The sequence below is a fragment of the Stenotrophomonas sp. STEN240 genome, assembly GCF_056756175.1.
The window spans coordinates 1-20,103 of record NZ_JBRRBO010000062.1 but is presented as its reverse complement, the minus strand read 5'-3'; the positions used below and the strand labels follow the sequence as shown (position 1 = coordinate 20,103).

The 20,103-nt window shown below is 65.0% G+C and carries 16 protein-coding genes; 7 read left to right on the top strand and 9 right to left on the bottom strand.

Features of this window, described 5'->3' with window-relative positions:
* Positions 1-229: 229 nt before the first annotated feature.
* Positions 230-829 carry a nitroreductase family protein gene (locus ACVOKO_RS18190; RefSeq protein WP_346500555.1) on the bottom strand — a complete coding sequence of 200 codons (600 nt, stop codon included), beginning with the start codon at positions 827-829 and terminating at the stop codon, positions 230-232.
* A 362-nt stretch (positions 830-1,191) separates the two neighbouring features.
* Here ACVOKO_RS18190 and ACVOKO_RS18185 point away from each other — a divergent pair, with 362 nt between their 5' ends.
* A complete protein-coding gene (locus ACVOKO_RS18185; protein ID WP_057630735.1) occupies positions 1,192-2,013 on the top strand; it encodes a methyltransferase domain-containing protein in 822 nt (273 codons plus the stop codon).
* On the opposite strand, the gene ACVOKO_RS18180 is transcribed toward ACVOKO_RS18185, so the two are convergent.
* The 7 genes from ACVOKO_RS18180 to olsF form a co-directional block, all read right to left on the bottom strand.
* Positions 2,007-3,062, bottom strand: a complete 1,056-nt coding sequence (locus ACVOKO_RS18180) for a metal-dependent hydrolase (protein ID WP_346500552.1) — start codon at positions 3,060-3,062, stop codon at positions 2,007-2,009. The two genes, ACVOKO_RS18185 and ACVOKO_RS18180, sit on opposite strands and share 7 nt — an antisense overlap.
* 28 nt (positions 3,063-3,090) lie before the next feature.
* Complete coding sequence (locus tag ACVOKO_RS18175; RefSeq protein WP_430980814.1) at positions 3,091-4,203, bottom strand: ABC transporter permease; 1,113 nt, start codon at positions 4,201-4,203, stop codon at positions 3,091-3,093.
* The gene (locus ACVOKO_RS18170; RefSeq protein WP_346500550.1) at positions 4,200-5,366 is read right to left on the bottom strand and encodes an ABC transporter permease; all 1,167 of its coding nucleotides are present in this window, start codon (positions 5,364-5,366) and stop codon (positions 4,200-4,202) included. The genes ACVOKO_RS18175 and ACVOKO_RS18170 overlap by 4 nt, the downstream gene beginning before the upstream one ends.
* Entirely contained in the window at positions 5,351-6,361 is a 1,011-nt protein-coding gene (locus ACVOKO_RS18165) for an HlyD family secretion protein (protein WP_346500548.1), read from the bottom strand. Before ACVOKO_RS18165 ends, ACVOKO_RS18170 begins: the two co-directional genes overlap by 16 nt.
* Positions 6,358-7,686 carry a TolC family protein gene (locus ACVOKO_RS18160; RefSeq protein WP_346500559.1) on the bottom strand — a complete coding sequence of 443 codons (1,329 nt, stop codon included), beginning with the start codon at positions 7,684-7,686 and terminating at the stop codon, positions 6,358-6,360. The genes ACVOKO_RS18165 and ACVOKO_RS18160 overlap by 4 nt, the downstream gene beginning before the upstream one ends.
* Before the next feature lie 114 nt (positions 7,687-7,800).
* Entirely contained in the window at positions 7,801-8,604 is an 804-nt protein-coding gene (locus ACVOKO_RS18155) for a UDP-2,3-diacylglucosamine diphosphatase (RefSeq protein ID WP_346500546.1), read from the bottom strand.
* Positions 8,601-10,313, bottom strand: a complete 1,713-nt coding sequence (olsF, locus tag ACVOKO_RS18150) for a bifunctional ornithine lipid synthase OlsF (protein WP_346500544.1) — start codon at positions 10,311-10,313, stop codon at positions 8,601-8,603. The genes ACVOKO_RS18155 and olsF overlap by 4 nt, the downstream gene beginning before the upstream one ends.
* A gap of 194 nt (positions 10,314-10,507) precedes the next feature.
* On the opposite strand from olsF, the gene metK reads away from it, so the two are divergent.
* The 6 genes from metK to ACVOKO_RS18120 all read left to right on the top strand — a co-directional run bounded on the left by metK (position 10,508) and on the right by ACVOKO_RS18120 (position 16,844).
* A complete protein-coding gene (gene metK, locus ACVOKO_RS18145) occupies positions 10,508-11,743 on the top strand; it encodes a methionine adenosyltransferase (protein WP_346500542.1) in 1,236 nt (411 codons plus the stop codon).
* Positions 11,744-11,870: 127 nt separating this feature from the next.
* Positions 11,871-13,085 (top strand): DUF1444 domain-containing protein, encoded by a 1,215-nt coding sequence (locus ACVOKO_RS18140; RefSeq protein ID WP_346500540.1) that lies wholly within the window; start codon positions 11,871-11,873, stop codon positions 13,083-13,085.
* Between the two features lie 860 nt (positions 13,086-13,945).
* A complete protein-coding gene (locus tag ACVOKO_RS18135) occupies positions 13,946-14,569 on the top strand; it encodes a CDP-alcohol phosphatidyltransferase family protein (RefSeq protein ID WP_346500538.1) in 624 nt (207 codons plus the stop codon).
* Positions 14,569-15,162, top strand: a complete 594-nt coding sequence (locus tag ACVOKO_RS18130; protein WP_211263679.1) for a lysophospholipid acyltransferase family protein — start codon at positions 14,569-14,571, stop codon at positions 15,160-15,162. The genes ACVOKO_RS18135 and ACVOKO_RS18130 overlap by 1 nt, the downstream gene beginning before the upstream one ends.
* A 77-nt stretch (positions 15,163-15,239) precedes the next feature.
* Positions 15,240-16,142 carry a phosphatidate cytidylyltransferase gene (locus ACVOKO_RS18125; protein ID WP_346500557.1) on the top strand — a complete coding sequence of 301 codons (903 nt, stop codon included), beginning with the start codon at positions 15,240-15,242 and terminating at the stop codon, positions 16,140-16,142.
* A 180-nt stretch (positions 16,143-16,322) separates the two neighbouring features.
* The gene (locus ACVOKO_RS18120) at positions 16,323-16,844 is read left to right on the top strand and encodes an acyl-CoA thioesterase (protein WP_346500535.1); all 522 of its coding nucleotides are present in this window, start codon (positions 16,323-16,325) and stop codon (positions 16,842-16,844) included.
* A gap of 322 nt (positions 16,845-17,166) precedes the next feature.
* Here the strand turns inward: ACVOKO_RS18120 and ppc are convergent, their stop codons facing one another.
* Entirely contained in the window at positions 17,167-19,878 is a 2,712-nt protein-coding gene (gene ppc, locus ACVOKO_RS18115) for a phosphoenolpyruvate carboxylase (protein ID WP_346500533.1), read from the bottom strand.
* Between the last annotated feature and the right edge of the window lie 225 nt (positions 19,879-20,103).

Genomic DNA, 20,103 nt, shown 5'->3' with positions numbered 1-20,103 from the left:
CGTCTGGACAGTGCATGAAGCCTTTGCCGAGCATGGCTCGGCACTACACAGCCCCGCTTCTGTAGCGCCGAGCCATGCTCGGCTGGGGTGTTACCGGCAACGTATGGGTTTGTGCATGAAACCTCTGCCGAGCATGGCTCGGCACTACAAAAATGGGCTCACCGGCATTTGCCGGTGAGCCCACTCGACTGCCATCGGCGCGCGGGGGAGAGAACCGCGCCGGGGTGGATCAGCCGAAAACCTTGAAACGGGCTTCGTCTTCCATGAAGGTCTTTTCGCCCAGCGCCGCTTCGTTGGAGCCGAACGGCATCTGCGCACGCAGCTGCCAGTTGCCATTCACGCCCCAGTGCTTGCGCACCATTTCGTCGACCAGCGGGTTGTAGTGCTGCAGGCTGGCGCCTACGCCGGCATCGGCCAGCGCGGTCCATACCGCGAACTGGGCCATGCCGTTGGACTGCTCGGCCCACACCGGGAAATTGTCGGCATACAGGGCGAACTGCTCCTGCAGGCCCTTCACCACGTCGGTATCAACGAAGTACAGCACCGTGCCGGCGCCGGCAGCAAAGCTGTTGAGCTTGGCCTCGGTGGCGGCAAAGCCCTCGGCCGGTACGATCTTGCGCAGTTCTTCCTTGGTCAGCTCCCAGAACTTCTGGCTGTGGTCGCCGAACAGGATCAGCGCGCGCGAGGACTGGGCGTTGAAGGCCGACGGCGCTTCCCGCATGGCCTGCTTGATCAGGCTGCTGGTGTCGTCCTGGCTGATCGGCAGCTGCTTGCCCAGGGCGTACTGGGATCGGCGTTTCTTGTACAGGGAGATGACTTGGCTGTTCATGGGCGTTCCTGAAGAGAAAGCAGACCGGCAACAGCGCCGGGCTTTGCTTGATGGCGCCCATTGTATTTGCCACCAAATTTAGAACAATTACTTATATTTCAATAAATCGTTTCAATTTCGGAACAAATGTGCGCCGAGCGGCTCCAAGGCGAGGCATCTCCGGGCAGGTCCAATCCAGACTCGCGCCGAACCCTTATTCCAAAGCGGTCAATTTCCATGAGCAATCGTGATCAGCAACCGCTGCCCGCAAACCCGCAGCGCAGCGACATTGGCTGCGGCACCGCAATACTGGGTTCCGTTACGCATGCGCCGCAGTAACACCGCCTGGCGATACTTGTGCGATCACTGCACAGCATCGTTTTATGACCCTCAACGACTTCCCCTACCTGCATGGCTTCTCCGCGACCGAACAGACCCGGTTGCGCAAACAGGCGCGCCTGTTCGAGCCGGCGATCTTCCACGACATCGATTTCCGCAATGCCCGCCATATCCTTGAGGTGGGCAGTGGCGTCGGCGCGCAGACCGAAATCCTGCTGCGTCGCTTCCCCGACCTTCGGGTCACCGGCATCGATCTGAACGAACGTCAGCTCGCCGCCGCCAACGCGCATCTGGCGGAAATGCCATGGCTGCGCGAGCGCGTCGAGTTCCAGCGCGCCAATGCCACCGACCTGCCGTTCGAGCCGCGCAGTTTCGACGGCGCCTTCCTGTGCTGGGTGCTGGAGCACGTGCCCTCGCCCGCCCGCGCCCTGGCCGAAGTGCGGCGGGTGTTGAGCCCGGGGTCGCCGGTGTTCGTCACCGAGGTGATGAATGCATCCTTCCTGCTGGATCCCTACTCGCCCAACCTGTGGCGCTACTGGATGGCCTTCAATGATTTCCAGATCGACAGCGGCGGCGACCCGTTTGTAGGCGCCAAGCTCGGCAATCTGCTGCTGGCCGGCGGCTTCCGTGATGTGCAGACGCAGACCAAGACCGTGCACCTGGACAACCGCGAGCCGGCGCGACGCAAGGTGATGTTCGCGCTATGGGAAGAACTGCTGCTGTCGGCGGCCGAGCAGCTGCTGGAGGCCGGCAAGGTTGACCAGGCCACGGTGGAAGGCATGCGCAGCGAGTTCACCCAGGTGCAGAACGACCCAAATGCGGTGTTCTTCTATTCCTTCGTGCAGGCCCGCGCCACGGTCTACTGAGTACTGGCGGCGCCGGTGGTCGCCGGCGCCTGCCAGATGCGCTGCCACATCTGCGCCAAGCGTTGCTTGAGCACATCGCGGTTGCCGTCCTGCCGGTACGCGGGCAGGACCTGGCGCGGCGCCATCGCCTGCCATTGGCCGTCATGTTCGCGGGCGACGGCGAAATTGAAGTTGTAGTCCGGCTCCAGCCCCATCCGCAGATCGCTCAGGACCAGTTCGCCGTCCACTACCTGCGCGCGCATGAAACCTTGATTGAACCAGTTCAACCGCTGCACCGCCGGCACACCGCCGGCCTGGCGCAAGGCCTGCACGTTCGACGGATAGCCCTGGAACTGCATCGGCCCGTGATCGGCCCATAGCGAACGATCACCGACCACATAGCCCTGCGGGGTCATCGCCACCACCCGCCACAACAAGGTATTGAACGGCATCGGCACCGAGAAGCGCGGCGCATCGGCCAGCCCCATATGCGCCAACGACTGTGCGGCGACGCGGTCGACCTGCGCCTTGGCAATCAACGACCAACCCAGATAACCCGTGCTCAACACCAACCCAGCCACCAGCGCGCGTTGCGCCAATGGCCGGGCGCGGGCGAACCAGGCAATTGCGCAGGCAAGCAGCAGCCAGATCGTATACAGCGGATCGATGATGAAGACGCTGGACCACATCGTCGGTGGCGGCGTCAGCGGCCACCACAACTGCGTGCCGTAAACGGTGAAGGCATCCAGCAACGGATGCGTGACCAAGGCCAGCACCATTGCCCACCACCAGCGCGCGGGCGCCTGTGCCACCCGGCCATGCCCGAAGCGCTTGTACAGCCACCAGATCAGCGTGCCCAGCAAGGGCAGCACGAATAGCGAATGGCTGAAACTGCGATGCACCGTCATCAGGCTCACCGGGTTGTCGGTGAAGGCCATGATCAGCAGCCCGTCCAGATCCGGCAGGGTCGCCAGCGCTGCGCCGGCAAGCAGGGCCGCACGGCGATGGGCGGCGGGCGTGATGGCGGCGGCAATGGCGCCACCGAGAACAATCTGACTGAGGGAATCCATGCGCCGATGCTAGCAGCCGGCGCCAGCTTCAGTGCTGCCGCTTGCCGCCCAGCCGCCACAGCATCAGGCCGCTGTAAAGCACCGCCAGCAACAACAGATTGAGCAGCTCGCCGCCAACTTCCGGCACGCGCGCGCCCAACTGCTGGGTGCGGACGATGGCATTGATTCCCGCGGTGGTGGGCAACAACTTGGCCAGTGCCACCAAGGCCGGCGGCGACGCCAAGGCCGGCCAGGACAGGTTGGACAGGAAAAACAGCGGGATCGAAACCGCCGTAATGTACTGGAAGGCACGCTCACGGGTATCGAAGAAGCTGGCGATGAACATCCCGAACGGCACCGTCGCCAGCGCGAACAAAAGCACGGCCAGCAGCAGGCCGGGGATGTTGCCGCCACGCGGGTAATCCTGCGCCCAGGCGGTGAACCCGACGTAGTAAAGCAGCCCGCCCACCGCCACCACCCCGAATGCCACGGCCATGCCCGACAGGGTTGGCAGGTCGAAGTGCAGGCGCCGGCCCAACTGCGCACGACGACTGCCCAATAGAACGCCGATGCCGAGCAGCAGGGTCTGGTGCACGATCAGTTCCGATACGCCCGGCACCACGCTGCTGCCATAGCCTTCGCGGGTGTTGTATAGCGGCCGCTGCACAAGCTGCAGCGGCGGTGCCTGTGGCGCACCCATGAACGCGGCCTGGCGCCGCGCCTGCTCGCCGCCAAAAGCCGTGATGCCCTCGGCAAGACCATTGAGGATGGCGCTGGCCCGGCTCAGGTAGGCGCCGTTGCCCAGCAATACCAGTTGGCCGCTGCCGCCGCGCAGGATGTCGCGCTCCAGCCGCCGCGGGATCAGCACGATGCCGTCCACCTCGCCAGCCAGCAGTTGCTGCCGGGCCTGGGCCAGATCGGTTGGCTGGCTGACCACGCGCACCGCATGCAGCGCATCCACATGCCGGATCAGCTCGCGGCTGGTCGCACTGTGGTCGGCATCCACCACTGCGATCGGCAGGTCACTGGCAACCTGGTGACGGTACGCCGCCGGGTAAAAGAACGAATACAGCAGCACCGCACCTATCATCACCGTGCGCGCTGCCGGGTCGGCGAACATCGCCTGCAGGGTGAGCCGGAAGCTGGCAATGAAGCCGCTCACGCACGCACCTGCGGTTGCCGCGCCATCCGCAGCAGCAGGGCCGCACCAAGGCCGCCCACCAGCAGGCTCATCAACAGCAGGATCGCCAGCGGGCGCAGCGACAGCTGCCACGGCGCGCCCATGAACATCTGCTGCATCTGCACCTGCACATAGGCGGTGAGTGGCAGCAGTGTGTTCCAGACACGGGTGAACAACGGCGCTTCGATCACCGGAAAGGTCGCGCCGGAAAACGCCAGCGCGGTGCCGATGGTAAGACCTACCGCCGACAGCCCGCTGCAGGTGTCACGGGTCACCGCGATGAACAGCAGCGCGAAACTGCAGCTGGCCAGATAGAACAGCGGTTGCGCCAGCAGTATCAGCCACAGGCTGCCGGCCACGCCATCGCCGCGCACATAGGCCAGATACATCACCCCCAGCACGCCGTACAGCGAGAACAGCGCGACATAGGGAAAAAGTTTGCCGGCCATCGCCGCCCACGGCCGCTGCTGCAGCCAGTTGCCCAGCAAGCCATCGCGCTGCTCGCGACCAAATGCAGCACCGGCGGCGAGCGCCGCCAGCAACGACAGCATCGCGGGCAGAATCAACGGCAGCAGGAACAACTCGTAGCTGCGCGCCGGGTTGTACAACACGGTGGCCTGCACCGTCACCGGTGCGCCGCGCAGCTTTGCCGGGCCAACCTGCAGGCCTATCTGTCCTTTGAGCAGCTGCGCGTTGTAGGCGCTCACCGCATCGGCGATATCACGCCCGGCCGATTGCCCGGTGGCCATGTAGGTGGCGTTGTAGAACGCATACAGCGGCGCCGGTTCGGCACGCAGCGCATGCCGGCTGAGGTCGCGCGGCATCAGCACGATGGCGAACACATCCAGCGCGCGCAGCTGCGCCTGCGCCTGTTGCAGCGAGGCCGGCTCGGTCGCCACCCGTACACCCGGGCTGTCATCAAGCGCGCGCGCCAGGCCGCGACTGATCGGGCTGCGGTCCAGGTCAACCACGGCGATCGGCACCTGCCGCAGCACCGAGCCGGAGAACAACCACATCATCAGCGCCATCAACAGCAGCGGCAGCACCGTCACCAACGCCAGCTCCCAGCGGTCGCTGCGCCAGTGCCGCAGCTCACGCCGCAATGAGGCGGTGAAGGCCTTGCCCGGTGTCAGTCCTGCGGCCATGCAAACAGCACGCTCATGCCCGGCCGGAATCCCTCGATCGGCTGCTGCGGCCGCGCCCGCACCTCGAAGCTGCGCACGTCGTAGCCGGACGACTGGCGGGTGCTGCGCCAGGTGGCGTAATCACCGGCCGGGCTGATGAAGTAGACCTCGAACGTGGCACTGCGCCCCTGCAGCGCCGGTATCGAGCCCTGCAGGCGAGCGCCGGGCTTGAGCCCGTTCATCTGGTCCTCGCGCAGGTTCAGCGCCACCCACATGTGGTCGATGTCGACCAGGGTGAACACCGGGTAGCCGGCCGGCACCAGTTCGCCGATGTCGGCCATGCGCTTGCCCACCTCGCCCGCCAACGGTGCGCGGCCTTCGGTTTCCTGGCGGGCGGCATCCACCTCGGCCTTGGCGCCTTCAGCCTGGCGTACCTGCGCCTGCGCCGCCTCCTTGTCCTCCACCCGCGCACCCGCCAGTGCCTGGTCGTACTGCGCCCGCGCCGCCCGCGCCAACTCGTTGGAACTGCGGGCCTGGGCCTGGGCCTCATCGCGCTTCTGCCGGCTCACCACACCCTCGGCATACAGATTATCGAGCCGCCGGAAGGTGCTGGTGGCCAGCTCCGCGCCGGCCAACGCACGCTTCCAGTTGGCTTCGGCCGCACGGATGTCTTCGCTGCGCGCGCCGTCCTCGGCCTTGGCCGCCATCGCCTTGGCCGCCGCCACCACCGCATCGGCCTGGCGCTCCTTGGCGGCCACTTCGGGGCTGTCCAGTTCAAACAACACCTGCCCGGCGCTCACCCGGTCACCTTCGCGTACATGCAGCTGGCGCAGGCGCGCGGTGACCTTGGCGGCGACATTGACGTTGTCGGCATCGGCCATGCCCTGCACCTGGTCCTGCGGGCTGCGCAGCCCCAACCACAGGCCGAGCCCCACCAGTGCCAGCAACACCACGCCGGCAATCAGAAACACGCGGCGCTGCCGCGGGCTGGTTTCCACCTGCAGCGAATCGCTCATTCCAGCACCTTGTCCGCGCGTTGGCGGTAGTCGTCAAAATCCTGCAGCTGCCCACTCACTTCCAGCAGCTGTGCCAGCGCCACATCGAACTGATAGGCGGCCTGCGCCCGTTCCACCTGCGCAGCCCCCAATGCCAGGCGTGCGTCGATCACATCCAGCGAGGTGGACTGGCCTTCGCGGAAAGACAATTCCTGCAGGCGCTGGTTTTCCTCGGCGTGGGCGATGCTGCTGTCCAACAGCCGGAACTGTGCACGTGCGGTCTCCAGTTCGTTCCAGGCCTTGCCCACGCCCAGCTGCAACTGGTTTTCCACTTCATCCAGGCCCGACTGCGCCTGCTCCAGCTGCGCCCGCGCCGCGCTGACCTGCAACGGCCGCGCCGTGGGCGACAGGAAGGTGTAACGCAGGCCGATGCCAAACGCCCAGTCGGCATCGCTCAGCAGCGCATCACGGCGGCGCAGGTCGTACTGGCCGAACAGGTAGATCTGCGGTTTGAGTTTGGCCTGCTGCGCTCGCACGCCCTGCTCGGCCTGCGCGGTCAGCGCGCGCAGCCGACCGATCTGCGGATGCCGCTGCTGGGCACTGCGCTCGAACGCCTCGCGTGCACCGACCGGGCCGCTGATCACGAACAGCGGCGAGCTGGTGGCAACCGTGCCACCGCTGCGCAGCAACGTAGCCAGCGCCTGCTGCAGAGTGGACAGATCGTTGACCGCCTTCTGGTATTCGCGCTCGGCCTTGTCCCGGGCCACGTTGGCCTGCAAGCGCTGCGCCTTGGTGGCGAAGCCCTCGCGCTCAAGCTTTTGTGCATCCTCAAGGTGCCGCTGCAGGCCATCACGCACGTCGCGCCGCACCTGCAATGCCTGCTCGGCCAGCTGCTGGCCGAAGTAGGCCTGCACCAGCTGCAGCGACAACGACTGCCGTTGTACTTCGCGCTCGGCCTGGGCCAGCTCGGTGGCGGCCTCCGCAGCCCCTTGCGCGGCGGGTATCAAGCCACCGCTGTACAAAGGCACGCTGGCAGTGACGATGGGGCGGGTGCGCCAGTCACGCTCGCCGAATTCCAACGGTGACTCGATGCCGAAGGCCTCGGCAACCGGTGCCAATGACCCCAGCGGCAGGCTCAGGGTTTTCTGGAACTGCATGCGGCGAACGTCGGCGGTGATTTCCGGCAGCCGCAGATAGCGGCTGGCATCCTGCAGGTCCTGCTTGTTGCGCACCCCCGCATCGGCTGCGGCCAGCGCATCGGATACCTCTTCCAGACGCTGCCGCGCCTGCTCGTAGCTCAGCGCCGGCACGGCCTCGGCGGCCGCTGCCAGCGGCACCAGCAGCATCCACAACCCTATCGCTACCGATGTTGGCTGCTTGCCTGCCACCCCGATACTCCCTGCTCGTCGGCTGGACCCAGCATAGCCGCCCAACGGGTGAGGAAGAAGTCAGTCGGCAGATCAGGCGGCCTGTGCCAGCCGCACGGCGCCTGGCAAACAAGCCAGGCTGCGGCCTGAATGATCGAGCAGGCGCAGGCTGCCATCCGGGTCTTCAGCCAGCGCGGTCAGGCTTTCCACCCAGTCACCGTCGTTGGCGTAGATCAGGCCATCGCGCTCGATCAGCGCGGCGCGGTGGATATGGCCGCAGACGATGCCATCGAGGCCGCGCCGGCGCACGTCAGCCAGGCCCGCCTGTACGAAGCGCTCGATATAGCGCTCGGCCGCCCCACTGCGCCGCTTGAGGAATTCCGACAACGACCAGTAGCGCAGACCAAGCCTGCGCCGGGCGGCATTGAGCAGGCGGTTGCCGCCAAGGATGCGGTAATACAGCCAATCGCCGAAGCGCTCCTGCAGCCCGCCGAAATGCGTGGCGGCGTCGTAGTCATCGCCATGCACCACCAGCAGGCGGCGGCCATCGGCGGTGGTGTGGATGGCGCGGCGGCGCACCTGCATGGCCGGCAGCATCAAGCCACAGGTGCGACGCAGCGGTGCATCGTGGTTGCCGGGGATGTAGATGATCTCGGTGCCGGCACGACGCAAGGCCTGCAGCGCTTCGATCACCTCGTTATGTGCCTGCCGCCAGGTCGCACGTTTGTGCGCAAGCCACCACAGGTCGACGATATCGCCCACCAGATACAGCCGCTCGCAGCGCAGGCCGCCCAGGAAGCGTGCGAGCTCGGCCGCATGGCAATGGCGCGCGCCAAGATGCGTGTCGGAGATGAACACCGCGCGCCGATGCGGCGGCAGCACCGGCACCGCGCTCATGCCAGTGCTCCGGCATCACGCAGATAGCGTTTGCGCTTGTGCGGGCGGATGGCCTGCAGGTCCACTTCGATCAACCCGTCGATGGAATCGCTGAAATCCGGATCCACCCCGAATGCAAGGAAACGCGCGCCGCCGGGTTCGCACAGGTCGGTGTACTGCCGGTACAGCGTCGGCACGCTGGTGCCCAGCGTTGCCAGATTGGCCTTGAGCACATCGAATGCGGCCGCTGCATCCAAGGCACCGAAACTCGGTGGCGCGGCGAAGTACTGGAACGGCCGGTTCGACTCCGCCAGGCTGCGGCTGGCGCCGTAATACTGCTGGTAATACGCCACCAGCTGTTCGCGCGCGGCGCGTGGCAGCGCGGCACTGATCGACACCGCGCCGAACAGATAACGGATGCCCGGTTGGCTGGCAAGGTACGCACCAATGCCCTGCCACAGATAATCCAAGCTGCGGCTGCCCCAATAGTCGGGCACCACGAAACTGCGGCCCAGCTCCATGCCTTCGGCGATGCGCGGGATGGCATCGTCCGAGTAGCGGAACAAGCCGGCGGTATACAGGCCCTGCAGGCCGCTGCGCGCCAGCGCCGGGGCACCGCGCATGACCCGATAGGCACCGGCAATGCGCTGGGCCGGCGCGTCCCAAACCACGATGTGCTGGTAGAGCGGGTCGAAGTCATCCAGATCGCGGCTACGGCCGGTGCCCTCGCCCACCTGGCGGAAGGTCAGCTCGCGCAGCCGGCCCAGTTCCAGCAGCAAGGGCGAGTTGGCGGTGCATTGGGCCAGCCGGATCTGCTTGCCGTCGCCGGTCTGGCCGAGCAGTTCCGTCGCCTCAATGGCGGCGGCGACCTGGGCGGCAGCAACCGGTTCGGCCAAAGGCTGCGGGCTGCTCTCCTGCAGCTCGGCGCCCTGCTGCTCCTTACCCAGCGCATACAGCGCATCACGCACCGCTTGCAGCTGCCGTGCCGGGTCCTGTTGCGCATCCAGCCGCATCAGCTGGCCGATCTGCAGGCGCAGTGGTCGCTTGCGGCGAGCGAACATTTCCCGCGCCAGCAAGGCGGTCCCGGCCGGCTTGAACAGCGCCGAGGCGCCATAGAACAGGGCCGAATTGCGCGCCTGCACACGCACCGGCAGCACCGGTGCCGCACAGGCGCGGGCAAAGCGGACAAAGCCGCGGTTCCAGCGGCCATCGCGGATGCCCTGCAACGACAGCCGCGAGACCTCACCGGCAGGGAACACGATCACGCACTGCTCGGCCTGCAGCGCCTGCTCCACCGCCTGCAGGCTGGCCCGCTGGGCACGGCCGCCGAGGATGCGCACCGGCAGCAGCAACTCGCGCAGCGGTTCCAGCTCCAGCAGCATGTCGTTGGCGATGATCCGCACATCGCAGCGCACCTTGCCCACCGCATCCAGCAGGGCCAGCGCATCCAAGGCCCCGGAGGGGTGGTTGGCGACTATCAACAGGCGGCCGCTGGCCGGCACCCGCGCCAAGGCCGCAGCATCGACCGTGTAGTCGGCATCCAGGAAGCCGAGCGCGGCGCTGACAAAGGCGAAGCCTTGCAGCCCGGCACTGCGCTGCAGGAAGGCGTCCAACTGGTCAAAACGTGACCAGCGTCCCACTGTGTGCAATAGCGGCCGGGCCAGATGGCGGCGCGGGCCGTGGAACCAATCGGGGTAGCGTTGCTGCAGGCGCTGCGCGATCTGTTGCATGGCAAGGTCTCCCTGACGGCCCATTGGCCGGGAGCCTGCGCCTGTTACAAGGCAGCTCGATTGCGGTTTTGCGGCAATCCGGTGACCCCGCCTTAACCGGATGGCAACAAATGCATCGGCACTATTCCGTTGCGGTGCCGAGCGTGTATCATCCGCACCCATCTTTCCATCCGAATCAAGGGATATATAGCCCGATGTCCAGCTACCTGTTCACCTCCGAATCGGTCTCCGAAGGCCATCCGGACAAGATTGCCGACCAGATCTCCGATGCGGTGCTGGACGCGATCCTGACCCAGGACAAACGCGCCCGCGTGGCCTGCGAAACCCTGGTCAAGACCGGTGCGGCAATTGTCGCCGGCGAAGTGACCACCTCGGCGTGGGTCGATATCGAAGAACTGACCCGCAACGTCATCAACGAGATCGGCTACAACAACTCCGATGTCGGCTTCGACGGCCACACCTGCGCCATCATCAACATGCTGGGCAAGCAGTCGCCTGATATTGCTGCCGGCGTTGACGGCACCAACAAGAAGGCCAAGAAGCCGGAAGAGCAAGGCGCTGGCGACCAGGGCCTGATGTTCGGCTATGCCTGCAATGAAGCCCCGGAATTCATGCCGGCGCCGATCTACTACTCGCACCGTCTGGTCGAGCAGCAGGCCAAGGTCCGCAAGAAGAAGAACTCGCCGTTGCCGTGGCTGCGCCCGGACGCCAAGAGCCAGGTGACCCTGCGTTACGGCCAGGACGGCAAGATCGAAGGTCTTGATGCCGTGGTGCTGTCGACCCAGCACGACCCGGGCGTGAAGCAGAAGGACCTGGTCGAGGCCGTGCGCGAGCACATCCTCAAGCCGGTGCTGCCGAAGGCGTGGCTGGACAAGCTGGCCAAGAACAAGGTGCACATCAACCCGACCGGCATCTTCGTGATCGGCGGCCCGGTGGGCGATTGCGGCCTGACCGGTCGCAAGATCATCGTCGATACCTACGGCGGCATGGCCCGTCACGGTGGCGGTGCGTTCTCGGGCAAGGACCCGTCCAAGGTTGACCGTTCGGCCGCGTACGCTGCCCGTTATGTCGCCAAGAACGTGGTTGCCGCTGGCCTGGCCGACAAGTGCGAAGTGCAGGTCTCCTACGCCATCGGCGTGGCCGAGCCGACCTCGATCTCGGTCACCACCTTCGGCACCGGCAAGATTGCGGACGCACAGATCGAGAAGCTGATCCGCGCCCACTTCGACCTGCGTCCGTACGGCATCATCAAGATGCTGGACCTGATCCACCCGATGTACCAGCAGACCGCTGCCTACGGCCACTTCGGCCGCAAGCCGAAGGACTTCTCGTACGTCGACGGCGACGGCAAGACCCAGAACGCAACTGCGTTCTCCTGGGAAAACACCGACCGTGCCGAAGCCCTGCGCAAGGCTGCAAAGCTGAAGTAAGTTCAGCGGCAGGTGAAGTACTACCCGGACGGGCCGCGCAAGCGGCCCGTCCGCATTTGTAGCTTCGCCCTTGCCAAGCGACCGCCCGTCCGCACACGATGGCGCCGCATACACAGGGAGCGTTGGCATGTTTTCGGCATTTATCGGCAATCTTTTCAAGGACAAGCCCGACCAGGATCGGTTTGCCCGCAAGTTCATGGACGCCGTGCGCGGCAATGGCTATCCGGACGAATTGGAGTACGAGGCCGATAGCTTCCGCATCCGCCACGCCAATGGCTCCTACTTCAACCTGCACAACGCCTATCACGCCTACCTGGGCGCGCCACGCGGGCAACAACGCAAGACATTGCAATCCTTCAGCCGTTTGCTGGGCATCCACGACAACGATGAGGCGATGAGCTGGGAGCAGGTCCGGCCATTGCTGCGCCCCTTGGTCCGCAGCATCACCCAGCTCGAGGAGTTGATGCTGCACCATGCCGAGCAGGAGGGCTGGGACGCTTCGCCGTTGCAACTGCAGTACCGGCGCCTCAGCGAGGAGTGCGTGGAACTGCTGGCTGTCGACCATCCCGACCACACCGCCACACTCACCCGGGGTCCGGAGGAGGCATGGGGCATCGACTTCGAGCAGGCCTTGGCCGTCGCCCGCGCCAATCTGCGGCAAAGCCCTGATACGCCCTTCGTCGAAGTCATGCCCGGTGTCTACCAGGCGGCGTGGGCAGACGCATACGACAGCAGCCGTGCCCTGCTGCCGGACCTGCTGCACCGGGTGCCGGTCGCCGGGCTACCGGTGTTCATGCTGGCCAGCCGCGACGTATTGCTGGTTGCCGGCGAAGGCGACCTGCAAGGTCAGGCCCATATGCTTGAACTGGCTGCCAATGCATTCAACGACGGCCGTGTCATTTCATGGGAAGTGCTGCGCTACGACGAAGGGCGGCTGCATGCACATGCACTGGCTACTGCGGAATTGCGTGAGCGCCAACGGCAACTGCGGCTGGAGTTGGATGCCAACGCCTATGCACAGCAGATGCAGTCGCTGGACCGTGTGCATGAGAAGCATGCGGAGGATGTATTCGTCGCCAACTTCATGCTCCATACCGAAGAGCAGCGCTCGCTATGCGCCTGGACGGAGGGAGTCGTCAGTTCACTGCCCCGCACCGACCGCATCGTGCTGGTGACGCCGGGCGACGGCCAGGAGGCCGACATGCTGGTTGTGGATTGGGAGCAGGCACAGCCGGTTCTTGGCCACCTGTTGCAGGAGGACAGCCGGCATATTCACCCTCCTCGCTACCTCACGCTTGGTTTCCCCGATGCACAGATGCGCGCGCAGTTGCAGGCGCTCTGATTCCTCGCTCAGATCCATCTCCTTGCAGCCATAGCGTTTGACCAAAGCCTGGTGCCTGCGAAGGCGGTGACTTTTATTGGATTTGGATTTGACGTTGGCTTTGACGTTGGCTTTGACGTTGACGTTGGCTTTGACGTTGACGTTGGCTGTGGCTGTGGCTGTGGCTGTGGCTGTGGCTTTGGCTGTGGCTGTGGCTGCAGCTTTGGCTCTGCCGTTGATTTAGCCCTTCTCCCGCCTGCGGGAGAAGGGTTGGGATGAGGGCAGCTTTGGCTTTGGCTTTGGCTGTGGCTGTGGCTGTGGCTTTAGCTTTGGCTGTGGCTGCAGCTTTGGCTCTGCCGTTGATTTAGCCCTTCTCCCGCCTGCGGGAGAAGGGTTGGGATGAGGGCAGCTTTGGCTTTGGCTTTGGCTTTGGGCCTGGATCTGGCTTCAGCAAAAGCAAAGGCTAGAAAATCCAAAACCCCCTCATCCGCCCTTCGGGCACCTTCTCCCGCAAGCGGGAGAAGGGACAGCCAAGCCACAGCCACAGCCACAGCCACAGCCAAAGCCAAAGCCAAAGCCACAGCCACAGCCAAAGCCAAAGCCAAAGCCAGAGCCAGAGCCAAAGCCAGAGCCAGAGCCAGAGCCAGAGCCAAAGCCAGAGCCAGAGCCAAAACTACGGCTATAGCTACGGCTATAGCTACGGCTACAGCTACGGCTACGGCTACGGCTACGGCGAAAGCTACGGCGAAGGCTACGGCGAAGGCGAAGGCGAAGGCGAAGGCGAAGGCGAAGGTTCAAGCAGCATCTCCGGCAAGACCACTGTTACCGCCTTCTGCCATCCACTCTGCCCGCCCTCACCAGCAATGCACTACCATCGGCCCATGGGGAAAAATGACCGTAGACCAATTGCCGCCCGTTCCACCGGCTGGGCCCAACGCCTGAGCGCCGCGCTGGCACGTTCTTCCATCACACCCAATCAGATCTCGGTGCTCAGCGTGTTCTTCGCCGCCATCGCTGCGGTAGGACTGCTGGCAGCCCCGAATCTGCTCGGCCTGCTGACCAGCGCGATCTGCATCCAGCTGCGCCTGATCTGCAACCTGCTCGACGGCATGGTCGCTATGGAAGGCGGCAAGCAAACGCCTACCGGCGCGCTCTACAACGAATACCCCGACCGCATCGCCGACTCGCTGCTGATCGTCGCGCTCGGCTATGCCGCCGGCATGCCCTGGCTGGGTTGGTTGGGCGCGCTGCTGGCAGCACTCACCGCCTATGTCCGCCTGTCCGGCGCCAGCCTCGGCCTGGCCCAGGACTTCCGTGGGCCGATGGCCAAACAGCACCGCATGTTCGTGCTCACCGCAGCCTGTGTGCTGGCCATCATCGAACAGCTGGTCGGCAATACCGCCTACGTCCTGCCCGCTGCGGCCATCATCATCGCCGCCGGCTCGCTGCTGACCTGCATTACCCGCACCCGCGCCATCGCCGCGCAACTCAAGGCAAGCACCTGATGCTTTCAAGCCTGCTGGTCGCCGCCGTCAAGGTTTTCATTGGTGCCTACCCGCGTTGGGTTGGCAGCCGCCCCAACGACACCCAGCGCATCTATTTCGCCAACCATTCCAGTCATCTGGATACCGTGGCGCTGTGGTCGGCACTGCCACCGGCACTGCGCGAGCACACCCGCCCGGTCGCGGCGCGCGACTATTGGAGCAAGGGCGTGCGCAAGCTCATCGCCGACAAGGGTTTCAATGCGGTGTTGATCGAGCGCGATCGCAGCAAGTGCGAAGGTGATCCGCTGCAGCCGCTGCATGACGCGCTGAATGCCGGTGATTCGCTGATCCTGTTCCCGGAAGGCACCCGCAACCAGGAGCCGCTGCCGCTGCCGTTCAAGGCCGGCCTGTTCCATCTGGCCCAACACTTCCCGCATGTGGAGCTGGTGCCGGTATACCTGGACAACGCGCGGCGCGCGCTGCCCAAGGGCAGCATGGTGCCGGTGCCGCTGGTGTGCACGGCACGCTTCGGCGCGCCTTTGGCCCGCATTCCCGATGAGGACAAGGCGCAGTTCCTTGAACGCGCCCGCAACGCCGTGGTGGAGCTGGCATGAACAACGTATTCCTACAGCTGCCGCTGGGCAGTTTCCTGCAGCAGGCCATCGACCGCGCCCCGCCCAGCTTCTGGTGGATGATCGGCGGTGTATTCGGCGTACTGATCTTCGCCAGCTCGATCGGCTTCATCCTCGGCCGGATCAAACCCGGCTCGGTGGTCGACAACCTCAACGCGCGCATCCGTGCGTGGTGGGTGATGGCCGCCGTGCTGCTGTTCTGCTTTGTGCTCGGCAAGATCGCCACGCTGGTGTTCTTCGGACTGCTGTCGTTCTTCGCCCTGCGTGAGTTCATTTCGCTGACGCCGACGCGGCGCGGCGATCACCTTGCGCTGTGCCTGTGCTTTTACATCGCCATCCCGCTGCAGTACTGGCTGATCGGTATCGACTGGTATGGCCTGTTCGTCATGTGCATCCCGGTATACGGCTTCCTCGCACTGCCGGCGATATCGGCATTGTCGGGCGACACCGAGAACTTCCTGGAGCGCAACACCAAGATCCAGTGGGGCGTGATGCTCACCGTGTTCTGCCTCAGCCACGCACCGGCATTGATGCTGCTGCGCATCCCCGGCTACGAAGGCCAGAACCTGATGCTGCTGTTCTACCTGCTGCTGGTGGTACAGCTCAGCGACGTGCTGCAGTACGTGTTCGGCAAGCTGTTCGGCAAGCATCTGCTGGCCCCGCTGGTCAGCCCGTCCAAGACCGTTGAAGGGCTGGTCGGCGGCGGCTTGGCGGCAACCGGCGTCGGCGCCGCACTGTACTGGATCACGCCGTTCTCGCCGCTGCAGTCCGCGTACTTGTCGCTGCTGATCGTGATCTGCGGTTTCCTCGGCGGGCTGGCGCTGTCGGCGGTCAAGCGCAGCCTGGGCGCCAAGGACTGGGGCGAGATGATCGAAGGCCACGGCGGCATCCTCGACCGTCTGGATTCGGTGGTGTTCTCCGCGCCTGTGTTCTTCCACGTGGTGCGCTACAACTTCCAGTAAGCCCGCGTAGGTTCGGCCATACAGATGTCGGATCCCCGTAGTGCCGAGCCATGCTCGGCAGAGGCTCTACCAGCAAGGCCCCAGCCGAGCATGGCTCGGCTCTACGCGGCGGCGCGGGTGTGCCTACCGCCTGCACGCCGGCTGGAGTAGCCTGCTGTTCCCGCCGTGGCAGTAAGCCCCATGAACGAACATAAAGCCCACCAGCTGTCGATGACCGTGTTGATGTCGCCGGAAATGGCCAATTTTTCCGGCAAGGTCCACGGCGGGGCGATCCTGCGCCTGCTCGACCAGGTTGCCTATGCCTGTGCCAGCCGCTACGCCGGCAACTACGTGGTGACCTTGTCGGTGGACCAGGTGACGTTCCGCCAGCCCATCGCGGTCGGCGAACTGGTCACTTTCCTGGCCTCGGTCAACTACACCGGCAACTCCTCGATGGAGGTCGGTATCAAGGTCGTGACCGAAGATATCCGCAAGAACGCAGTGCGCCATGCCAACAGCTGCTTCTTCACCATGGTGGCAGTGGATGACGATGGCCGGCCGACGCCGGTGCCGCCGCTGGTGCCGACGAACAGCGACGAGAAGCGCCGCTTTGCTGCCGCACAGATCCGCCGCCAGCTACGCCAGGAGATGGAACAGCGGCATCTTGAGCTGCTCAAGAACAACCCGTCAGGCGAGGCGGATCTGTCGGTGCCCGCGCTGTAGATCCTGTGGGAGCGGCGTAAGCCGCGAAGCTGCCAGTGCATCGGACCACCTGTAGTGCCGAGCCATGCTCGGCAGGCGCTTTACCAGTGCATACCCCTTGCCGAGCATGGCTCGGCACTACGGTTCTGGATTGCTGGTGATGCCCCTTGCCGAGCATGGCTCGGCACTACGGTTCGGATTGCTGGTGAGGCCCTTGCCGAGCATGGCTCGGCACTACAGCTCGGATTGCTGGTGGAGCCCCTTGCCGAACATGGCTCGGCACTACAGTTTGGATTGCTGGTGAGGCCCCTTGCCGAGCATGGCTCGGCACTGCAGAGCTGGCTCAGCCGGTGTTCTGTACGCCTTGCGATACGCCGTTCACGCAGGCTACGAGGGCTCTCAGCAGGCCTTCGTCCTGGCGATCACTTGCCCGCCAGCGTTGCAGAAGATCTACCTGCAGGATGCTGATCGGGTCGATGTAGGGGTTGCGCAGGCGGATGGACAGGGCCAGCCGCGGGTCCTGCTCCAGCAACTCCTGCTGGCCGCTCAAACGCTTCACCCAATGCGCGGTCAGCGCCAGTTCTTCGCGGATCAACGGGAAGAACTGTTCGTGCAGCGGACCGGCCAGCTTGGAGAATTGCTCGGCGATGTGGATATCGCCCTTGCTGAGCACCATCGACATATCGTCGAGGAAGGTTTCGAAGAACGGCCAGTCGTGCGCCATCTCGCGCAGCGTCTGCTCATGCCCGGCATCGGCGGCAGCCTGCAGGCCACTGCCCACGCCGAACCAGCCCGGAATCACCGCGCGCGCCTGGCTCCATGCAAACACCCACGGAATCGCACGCAGATTGGTCAGCGCCGCATCCTGGCCCAGACGCCGCGATGGGCGTGAACCCAGCGTCATGCGCTCGATCACATCGATCGGCGTGGCCTGGCGGAAGTAGTTCATGAACTGCGCATCGCCGACAAACGCCCGATAGGCGGCCGAACTCTGCTCGGACACCAGCGCCATCACCGGCTTCCATTGCTCCTCGCGCGGCTCGCTGGCACGAGGGCGCAGGCTGGCGCGCAACACCGCACCGGCAGACTGCTCCAGCGAGCGCAGTGCCAGCGCACGGATGCCGTACTTGCGGTGGATCACCTCGCCCTGCTCGGTAACGCGCAGCCGGCCGCCGATGCTGCCGCGCGGCGATGCGTTGACCGCATGCGTGGTCCTGGTGCCACCGCGGCTGATCGAGCCACCACGGCCGTGGAAGAAAGTCAGCTTGACGCCATACTCGGCGGCAGCGTCCAGCAGTTCGACCTGTGCGTGCTGCAAGCCCCAACGCGAGGCGGCGATGCCGCCGTCCTTGCCGCTGTCCGAATAGCCCAGCATCACCATCTGCACGTTGTCGCGGGCGGCCAAGTGCGCGCGATAGACCGGGTCGGCCAGCAGGTCGTGCAGCGTTGCGGTGCCGCGCTGCAGATCGTCGACGGTTTCGAACAGCGGTGCGATATCCAGCGGCACGGCGTTGTCGGCATCCAGCAGCCCACCGCGTCGTGCCAAGGCCAGCACGGCCAATACATCGCCGCGATCATGCGCCATTGAAATGATGTAGCTGCCCAGCGCATCGGCACCGTGACGCCGACGTGCATCCGCCAGTGCCGCGAACACCTTGTCCAGACGCTGGCCGGCCTCATCCTCGCCTTGCGCCAGCACTTCGGTGCCCGCCGCGTACGGCGACAGCAGCTGTGCGCGCGCAGCATCGTCAAGCGCGTCGAATGCCTCCTGCCCGCCCAGCACTTCGGCCAGCGCGCGTGAGTGCACGCTGGATTCCTGCCGCACATCCAAGCGCGCCAGGTGGAAGCCGAAGGTGCGCACGCGCCACAACAGGCGGCGTACCGAGAACCAACCGGCATGCTTGCCCTTGTTGGCCTCAAGGCTGTCCAGAATGAGCTGGATGTCGGCGATGAACTCTTCCGGCGACTCGTACGCACCGGCTGCATCTTCAAGCGTGGCCTGCAGGCGCGCGCGCATGCGGTCATTGAGCAGGCGATACGGCATGTCGGCATGACGCGGGCGCGACTTCACCTGTGGCAGCAGCTGCTGGTATTCCTGCAAGCGCTCCTGCACCGCGTCGCTGACACCGACCAGTTCGGTCGATTGGCTGAGCAGGCTGGCCAGCGCAACCATGTCTTTCAGGTACAGGCCGAGCACGGCGCTGCGTTGCGCATTCAAGGTATTGGTGATGGTGCCGGCGTCGACATTGGGATTGCCATCCATGTCGCCGCCCACCCAGGTACCGAAGCGCAGCAGGCGCGGCAATGGCAAGGTTCGCCCCCAGGTATCGCGCAGGGCCTGTTCCAGCGATTCGTAGAACACCGGGATCACCCGGTACAGCACGCGGGTGAGATAGAAGCCAACGTGCTCTCGCTCGTCGTCCACGGTGGGACGCACCGGCGAGGAGTCTGCAGTCTGCCAGGAGGCGGTCAGCGCCATGCGGAAACGCGCCGCATCGGCGGCCTGTTCACCGGGTGTGCGCTGGCCGTCGAGGTTGTCGACCAGGGCGGCGACCATCAACTGTTCTTTTTCCAGCAGGGCACGGCGCACGGCTTCGGTGGGGTGCGCGGTGAACACCGGTTCGATATCGATCTGCGGCAGCCACTGCGCCAGTTCTTCCGGGGTCACGCCCTGCGCCTTGAGCGCAAGCAGCGCGTCATGCAGACCGTCGGGCTGCGGACGCTTGGTGCCGGCACGCTGGTAGTCACGACGGCGGCGGATGCGGTGCACGCGTTCGGCGATATTGACCACCTGGAAATAGGTGCTGAAGGCGCGTACCAACGCTTCGGCATCCCGCGGCGAACGGCCGGCCAACTGCGTGCTCAGCGGCGCCAATGGCGCCTGGCTTTCGCGGCGGGCGATGGCGGCGGTGCGCACGTCTTCCACCTCATCGAGGAAGCCGGGCGATACCTGTTCGGAAATCAGATCACCGACCAGCGCGCCAAGGCGGCGCACATCGTCGCGCAAGGGCAGATCGGGGGTGGCGAAGACAACGCTGCTGCGGTACTCGTTCATCTAAGACGTAGAGCCTGAAGAGCGGAAACCCGTCAAGCCTACCGCAAAAATCAGCACAATTTTGCGGTGCACCAAACCTGAAACAGTTGCATTTGAATGTTGTCTGGCGGCTGTCCTTTTGGACAGAAAGGCATGTTGGAACAGTCATTTCATGGACCTGTAGTGCCGGGAGGCGGGGGGGGGGGGGGCAATGAAGCGAGAACAATAAGCAAAGAAGAGGAGAGA

Coding starts and splice junctions, on each gene's coding strand:
- ACVOKO_RS18165 (WP_346500548.1), bottom strand. CDS start 6,361: ATGAGCGATTCGCTGCAGGTGGAAACCAGCCCGCGGCAGCGCCGCGTG.
- metK (WP_346500542.1), top strand. CDS start 10,508: ATGTCCAGCTACCTGTTCACCTCCGAATCGGTCTCCGAAGGCCATCCG.
- ACVOKO_RS18185 (WP_057630735.1), top strand. CDS start 1,192: ATGACCCTCAACGACTTCCCCTACCTGCATGGCTTCTCCGCGACCGAA.
- olsF (WP_346500544.1), bottom strand. CDS start 10,313: ATGCAACAGATCGCGCAGCGCCTGCAGCAACGCTACCCCGATTGGTTC.
- ACVOKO_RS18140 (WP_346500540.1), top strand. CDS start 11,871: ATGTTTTCGGCATTTATCGGCAATCTTTTCAAGGACAAGCCCGACCAG.
- ACVOKO_RS18160 (WP_346500559.1), bottom strand. CDS start 7,686: ATGCTGCTGGTGCCGCTGGCAGCGGCCGCCGAGGCCGTGCCGGCGCTG.
- ACVOKO_RS18135 (WP_346500538.1), top strand. CDS start 13,946: ATGGGGAAAAATGACCGTAGACCAATTGCCGCCCGTTCCACCGGCTGG.
- ACVOKO_RS18190 (WP_346500555.1), bottom strand. CDS start 829: ATGAACAGCCAAGTCATCTCCCTGTACAAGAAACGCCGATCCCAGTAC.
- ACVOKO_RS18170 (WP_346500550.1), bottom strand. CDS start 5,366: ATGGCCGCAGGACTGACACCGGGCAAGGCCTTCACCGCCTCATTGCGG.
- ACVOKO_RS18130 (WP_211263679.1), top strand. CDS start 14,569: ATGCTTTCAAGCCTGCTGGTCGCCGCCGTCAAGGTTTTCATTGGTGCC.
- ACVOKO_RS18180 (WP_346500552.1), bottom strand. CDS start 3,062: ATGGATTCCCTCAGTCAGATTGTTCTCGGTGGCGCCATTGCCGCCGCC.
- ppc (WP_346500533.1), bottom strand. CDS start 19,878: ATGAACGAGTACCGCAGCAGCGTTGTCTTCGCCACCCCCGATCTGCCC.
- ACVOKO_RS18155 (WP_346500546.1), bottom strand. CDS start 8,604: ATGAGCGCGGTGCCGGTGCTGCCGCCGCATCGGCGCGCGGTGTTCATC.
- ACVOKO_RS18120 (WP_346500535.1), top strand. CDS start 16,323: ATGAACGAACATAAAGCCCACCAGCTGTCGATGACCGTGTTGATGTCG.
- ACVOKO_RS18125 (WP_346500557.1), top strand. CDS start 15,240: ATGATCGGCGGTGTATTCGGCGTACTGATCTTCGCCAGCTCGATCGGC.